The organism is Anaerococcus sp. HMSC065G05 (genome assembly GCF_001812365.1).
Classification (GTDB): Bacteria; Bacillota; Clostridia; order Tissierellales; family Peptoniphilaceae; genus Anaerococcus; species Anaerococcus vaginalis.
In genome coordinates this window covers 89,355-95,837 of record NZ_KV808727.1, presented here as the reverse complement: position 1 = coordinate 95,837, position 6,483 = coordinate 89,355, and the positions used below count along the sequence as shown (strand labels likewise).

Annotated in this window: 6 protein-coding genes and 1 tRNA gene; 5 read left to right on the top strand and 2 right to left on the bottom strand. The window is 29.3% G+C overall.

Annotated elements, in window-relative coordinates:
• The 5 genes from HMPREF2852_RS09650 to HMPREF2852_RS08865 form a co-directional block, all read left to right on the top strand.
• Nucleotides 1-1,237, top strand: a 1,237-nt coding sequence (locus tag HMPREF2852_RS09650) for an acyl-CoA dehydrogenase family protein (RefSeq protein ID WP_186821944.1), incomplete at its 5' end; no start/stop codon positions are given.
• A gap of 12 nt (nucleotides 1,238-1,249) precedes the next feature.
• A complete protein-coding gene (locus HMPREF2852_RS08880; RefSeq protein ID WP_070607843.1) occupies nucleotides 1,250-2,488 on the top strand; it encodes an FprA family A-type flavoprotein in 1,239 nt (412 codons plus the stop codon).
• Between the two features lie 92 nt (nucleotides 2,489-2,580).
• The gene (gene nadE / locus HMPREF2852_RS08875) at nucleotides 2,581-4,395 is read left to right on the top strand and encodes an NAD(+) synthase (RefSeq protein ID WP_070607840.1); all 1,815 of its coding nucleotides are present in this window, start codon (nucleotides 2,581-2,583) and stop codon (nucleotides 4,393-4,395) included.
• Nucleotides 4,388-5,179, top strand: coding sequence for a metallophosphoesterase (locus HMPREF2852_RS08870; RefSeq protein ID WP_070607837.1), 792 nt, complete (start codon nucleotides 4,388-4,390; stop codon nucleotides 5,177-5,179). Before nadE ends, HMPREF2852_RS08870 begins: the two co-directional genes overlap by 8 nt.
• Nucleotides 5,170-5,243: transfer RNA gene (locus tag HMPREF2852_RS08865), tRNA-Arg, on the top strand. Before HMPREF2852_RS08870 ends, HMPREF2852_RS08865 begins: the two co-directional genes overlap by 10 nt.
• A 37-nt stretch (nucleotides 5,244-5,280) precedes the next feature.
• Here the strand turns inward: HMPREF2852_RS08865 and HMPREF2852_RS08860 are convergent.
• Both HMPREF2852_RS08860 and HMPREF2852_RS08855 read right to left on the bottom strand, forming a co-directional pair.
• Complete coding sequence (locus HMPREF2852_RS08860) at nucleotides 5,281-5,790, bottom strand: nucleoside 2-deoxyribosyltransferase (RefSeq protein WP_070607834.1); 510 nt, start codon at nucleotides 5,788-5,790, stop codon at nucleotides 5,281-5,283.
• A 51-nt stretch (nucleotides 5,791-5,841) separates the two neighbouring features.
• Nucleotides 5,842-6,423 carry a DUF4230 domain-containing protein gene (locus tag HMPREF2852_RS08855; RefSeq protein WP_395853610.1) on the bottom strand — a complete coding sequence of 194 codons (582 nt, stop codon included), beginning with the start codon at nucleotides 6,421-6,423 and terminating at the stop codon, nucleotides 5,842-5,844.
• Nucleotides 6,424-6,483: the final 60 nt, after the last annotated feature.

Below are 6,483 nucleotides of genomic sequence, written 5' to 3'. Positions count from 1 at the left end.
AGGATTTAAGATTGCTATGGCAACTCTTGACGGTGGTAGAATTGGTATTGCATCTCAAGCTTTAGGTATTGGACAAGGTGCTTATGAATCAGCTCTTGCTTATGCTAAAGAAAGAGAACAATTTGGTATGCCAATTGCTCATCTTCAAGCAAATACATTTAAACTTGCTGACATGGCAACAAACTTAAAAGCTGCAAGACTTATGATTTATTCTGCTGCAGAATTAAAAGAAAATCACGAAAGATATTCAGCAGATGCAGCTATGGCAAAACAATTTGCATCTGATCTTGCTGAAAAAATAACTTCAGAAGCATTACAATTGTACGGTGGATCTGGATTTATTAAAGGTATCGATGTAGAAAGATTCTACAGAGATTCTAAGATTACACAAATCTATGAAGGTACAAATGAAATTATGAGAGTTGTTGTTGGAGCAAATACAGTAGGTAGAGCTCCAAAGGTTAAAGCTGTTGGATTAAATAAAAAATCTGGCCCTATTGCAGGAGTTAGAAAGGGAGAAATCTATGAAGGAGATCCTAAAGAAGCAGTTAAAAATCTTGTAGCAGCACTTAAGAAAGACGGATATGATTTTACTGTAGGAATTGATCCTTACACACCAATTGCAGATTCTCAAAGAATAGTTGTAGCAGGTCGTGGTATAGGTGAAAAGAAAAATATGAAATTGATTGAAGATTTAGCTTATCAAGCAGGAGCATCTATTTCATCATCAAGACCAGTTGCAGAAACACTTAAATATGTAGACATCAATAGATACGTTGGTATGAGTGGTCAAACATTCAAAGGAAACTTATATATAGGTGTAGGTGTATCTGGAGCAGGACAACACTTAAAAGGAATTAAAGACGCATCAACAATAGTTGCAATTAACAATTCTAAAAATGCTGCAATATTTAATAACTGTGATTATGGTATAGTTGGAGATGCTATGGTAATTCTTCCACTTCTAATCAAAGAATTAGACAATGGAGAAGCTAAAAAACCAGCACCACCAATGAAGAAAATAAAAAGATCTAAACCAAGAAAAATGGCTCCTACAAATCCAATTTATGTAGATTTAGGTTCTGGATATGAATACAATCCTGAACTTGGAGATCCAGAAAATGGAATTGAACCAGGAACACCATTTGATAAATTACCAGATTCTTGGGTATCACCAGTATCAGGCGAAGCAAAAGATCAATTCATTAAAATGGATGTACCAGAAGACAGAAAGTAGTAGGAGGAATATATGTATACAGTTAGAAAAGTTACAGACGACTTATTTTATGTAGGTGGAGATGACAGAAGACTTGCTCTATTTGAAAATATTTTTCCTATAGACGGAGTTTCATACAACTCATACCTTTTAATGGATGAAAAAACAGTTTTAATAGATTCAGTTGACTGGTCTATTACAAGAGAATATATACTAAACGTATCTAGAGTTCTTGGAGATCGTGATCTTGATTATATGTTAATTCAACACATGGAACCAGACCACTGTTCTGCAATCGAATTAATGCTACATTACTATCCAAATGTAAAAATTATAGCAAGTGAAAAAGCTATATTATTTATGAGACAATTTGGTTATCACGTAGATGATAGATACATTGAAGTAAAAGAAGGAGATTCAATCTCATTTGGTAAACACGAATTTACATTCGTAGAAGCTCCAATGGTTCACTGGCCAGAAGTTTTAATGACTTATGATTTAACAGATAAAGTTTTATTCTCAGCAGATGCTTTTGGTTCATTTAAATCTAATGACGGAAGACTTTTTGCCGATGAAGTAAATTGGGATAGAGATTGGCTAGATGAAGGAAGAAGATATTTCACAAATATAGTTGGTAAATATGGTACATTCGTACAAGCAGTTCTTAAAAAAGCAGCAGGACTTGATATTAAATATATCTGCCCACTTCACGGACTTGTTTGGAGAAAAGACTTTGGATATATTTTAGATAAATATGACAAATGGTCAAGCTATGAACCAGAAGAAGAAGGAGTTTTAATTGCTTATGCATCAATGTATGGAAATACAGAATATGCAGCTCAAGCTCTAGCATCAAAACTTGCTGAAAGAGGAATGACAAATATTTCCCTAAGAGATGTTTCAAGCACAGATGTATCTTACCTAATTGCAGACGCATTTAAATATTCAAATATCGTTCTTGCATCAGTAACATACAACCTTGGAATATATCCAAAAATGAAAGACTTCATCCATGATATGGCAGCACTTAACGTACAAAATAGAGCAGTATCATTAATGGACAATGGTACTTGGGCTCCAACAGCTGCAGATAAAATGGAAGAATTTTTAGATAATGAAATGAAATTAATAGACGTTCTACCTGAACAAGTAAATATAGTTTCATCATTAAAATCTGCAAAAGAACCAGATATGGATGCTTTAGTTGACGGAATTTTTGAATCAATGAAGAAAAGAAGAGAAGAAGTTCAAAAAGCTAAAGATCAAAAATAAAAATTAAATTTAAAACTGTCACAGGAAACTGTGGCAGTTTTTTTGTAAATCTTATATAATAATTTTATAGTTTAAAAAGATTTGAGGTTTATATGAAAAAAAATTTAAAATTAAGAGCGGAAAATTTTAAAATTAAAATTGGAAATATATCTTATAACAAGAAAAAAATAAAAGAAACGATAAAAAGAGCAAATGATGATTTGGTAAATATTTTGCTTTTGCCAGAGCTCTGTCTTACTGGAGCAAGTTTGTATGATGGATTTGCGAATGATGATATTTTGGAAGAATGCCTTGATGCTTTATTTGATTTGAAAAAATTTTCAAAAAATATTGATACTTTGTTTTCTGTTGGACTTCCTGTAAAAGAGGGAAGAAAAATAATTGATATGGTATTTTTATTAAAAGAAGGCGATATTATTGGAGGATTTTTTAAAGATAATTTTAAAGACCACGAAAAATATGTCTTTGACACTCCAGAAGAAGATGAATTTATTAAGATAAAAGATGAATATGTTCATCTATATAATAAATCATATATAGAAATTAACGATATAAAAATAGCCGTAAGCGTAGGAGAAAATGAGGAGAAAAATATTCCCGATTCATTAATTTCTAAGTCAAAAAATAATATAGATATAATTTTAAATCCATCAGCAAATACTAGATATATAGGCTCAAAAAAAGATATAGAAGATAAAATTAAATTTTTGTCAAAAGATACAATTTACCTATATTCAAGCACAGGACTTGGAGAAAGTTCAACCGATTTTGTTTATGAAGGCTTAAATATTATTGGAGAAAATGGAAAAATTAAAGAAAGTAAGAGAGATGAATTCGTTGATTTATGTTCATATTTTGATATAAGTCAAAATACTACAGAAGAATTTTTTGATTTTAAAAATAAGCCAAGTCTTTCATATTGGGATAAATTTCCTTATTTGCTTGATGATAAAAAAATCTATGTGGAAGATGCTTTTGATATAGTAACAAGAGCTTTAATTCAAAGAATGGAGGCAATTTCTTGCAAAAAAGTTATCTTGGGACTAAGTGGTGGACTTGATTCAACCATGGCACTTTTATTTATAGTAAAAGCATTCGAAAAGATGAATTTGCCAAAAGAAAAAATTCTTTTATACACAATGCCAGCCTTTGGAACAAGCAAAAGAACAAAATCAAATGCCTTTAAGCTTGCAGAAGCTTTTGAAATAAAATTAAATGAAATTGTAATAAAAGATGCAGTAAATATTCATCTAAAGGATATTGGCCATGATGGAAAAACTCAAGATATAGCCTACGAAAATGCTCAAGCAAGAGAAAGAACTCAAATTTTATTTGATATAGGAAATATGGAAAATGCTCTAGTAATAGGAACTGGAGATAAGTCAGAAATTTCCCAAGGCTTTGCAACCTACAACGGCGATCACATGTCATCCTATGCAGTTAATGCCTCTTTGACAAAGACTGAGTTAAGATATATTGTTTCCTATCTTGTAGAAAATACAAAAAATCAAAAATTAAAAGAAGTTTTGGATGATATATTAAAAACTCCAATTTCTCCAGAGCTAAAAAATGAAAATGAAGAAAAAATCAGCCAAAAAACTGAAGATATAATAGGCCCTTATGAATTAATAGATTTTTTCACATTTGAATTTTTGGAAAATTCATCAGTAGAAGAAATATATGAAAAAGCAAAAGTTGCTTTCAAAGACGACTATGACAAAAAAACCATAAAAAAATGGCTTAAATCATTTTATAAAAGACTAATTACAAGTCAATTTAAAAGGTCAGTTTCAGTAGACGGCCCAGCCATATCACAAAAATCATTCTCCCCAAGAAGAGGATACTTGTTAGCCTCAGATATGTCTGCAGAAGTTTTTCTAGAAAGAATAGAAAATTTAGATGAATAAAATAATAATTTTTATAATATTTTGCCTAATTTTACTTCTTTTCTCATACATTTACTATCAATGCAAGTGGGCAAAAGAAGTAAAGCAAGATATATACAGCAAAAAAATAAAAAATAAAATAAAAATAACACAAATTAGTGATTTTCATTCAAATAAATTAAAAAATATGGAATATTTTAAGGAAAAAATCCTAGAATTTAATCCGGATTTTATAATTTTGACAGGAGATATAAACGATTACGGAGAAGAAAAGAAATTTAATAGGGCAATAGACTTTCTAGAGAAGCTTTCAAAATTAGAAATAAAAACCTATTATATAACAGGAAATCACGAAGAAGCAGGCCCTATGCTTGACGAATTTATAGAAAAAATCAAAAGGCTTGGTATAAAATATTTAAAAAATGAGGGAGAATATTTAAAAATTAGGGACGAAAATATTTATATTTACGGAGTAAGCTATAATAATTTTTCATTAAAAAATTACAAAGCAAAAGATGAAAATTTAAATATAATATTAAGTCATTTTTCTAAAAACATAAGAGATAATTTAGACGATACAATGGATATAATTTTTTCAGGTCATACCCACGGAGGACAAGTTAGATTTCCATTTTTGGGAGCTTTGCTAGCACCTGGGGAAGGATATTTTCCAAAATTTGATAAAGGATTATTTAAATATAAAAATTCACAAATTTATATAGATTCAGGACTAGGAAATACCTTTATGGATTTGAGATTTTTAAATAGGATACAGTTTTCCAATATCACTATCATGCGCCAATAGTTTAATGGTAAAACAAAAGTGTCCGAAGCTTAAGATAGGGGTTCAATTCCTCTTTGGCGTGCCAAAAAATAGACTGAAGTAAATTTACTTCAGTCTATTTTTTATTTATTTTCTTTTATATACAAAATCAAATCTTCAATCAATTCTTCTTTTTTCTTATAAATTCTTGGTTTTTTGAATTTATTTCCATTTTTATCTACGTAGGAAAGTCCTGTTACGAGTTTGTTTATATATAAAAAATCATTTTGAAATATGTCTTTTTTCATTGGTGGAAATTTATCTTCTTTGTCATTTCCTCCAAGTCTTATATCTGTGTAGAGTTGAAAAATTTGAAGACCTTTTTCAAATGCAATTCCCATCTCTGCTGCAAGGCCTAAATCTTGTGTGTCCATCAATCCTACTAATATATCTGCATTTTTAAGTCTTTCGTAGTCTGCTAATAGTATATCGTAATTTGATGTAAAGCCTGCTGATTTGTCGTTTATTTGTAAATTTTTTGCAGGATTATAAATTTCTATATCTGAAAATTCATTTTCAAGGGCCTTTTGAATTTCTAGTGCTTGCCATCTTTGTCCTTCTGTAAATAAATCACAACCTAAATATATTTTCATATTACCACCTTTCATAAGTATATTATAGCACAAAAAAATAAGGGCGAACCCTTATTTAAATTGTATATTTATTGTATAATCTTCAAGACTATTGTCTATGTTGATTATATCTTTTATTGCTTTTTCACATTTTTTGTTGGCTTCTATCAAGATTCCTTTGTCTATTGCTCTTTTTTCTACTGATTTTTTTTGATTTTTGGCAAAGTCATTGTAGTCTTCAACTTTAATTGGATTAAAAATTGATGTTTTTTGGTCGAAAATTTTTAGGGAATCTTCGTAAATTTCGTGGGATAAAATTTTTGATTTTGGTAATTTTATATTTATTGTTTTTCCTGAAACCTTTACGTCCATTTTTTCAAGATCTACTCCACAAGAAATCATTCCATCATAAGAAACTATAAATTTCTTTTGGGTAAATGGTATATCGTAGCCATAAAATTTATTTGAATTTTCAAATTGTCCCATATTTGTGTAGGAATATTTTAAACTTGTTAGCTCTTTTGCATTTTCTATTCTATTTTCTATTAATTTGTTGTCTATTTTATTTTCATTTTTTGAAGAAAAATAATTGAAAGAAAATAATAAACAAACGGCTAAAAGAATTACTATAATAATATTTTTTATTTTTGACATTTTTGCTCCTTTATTCATAATTAATATTATCTTATTATAAATATAATGAATTACAAGTCG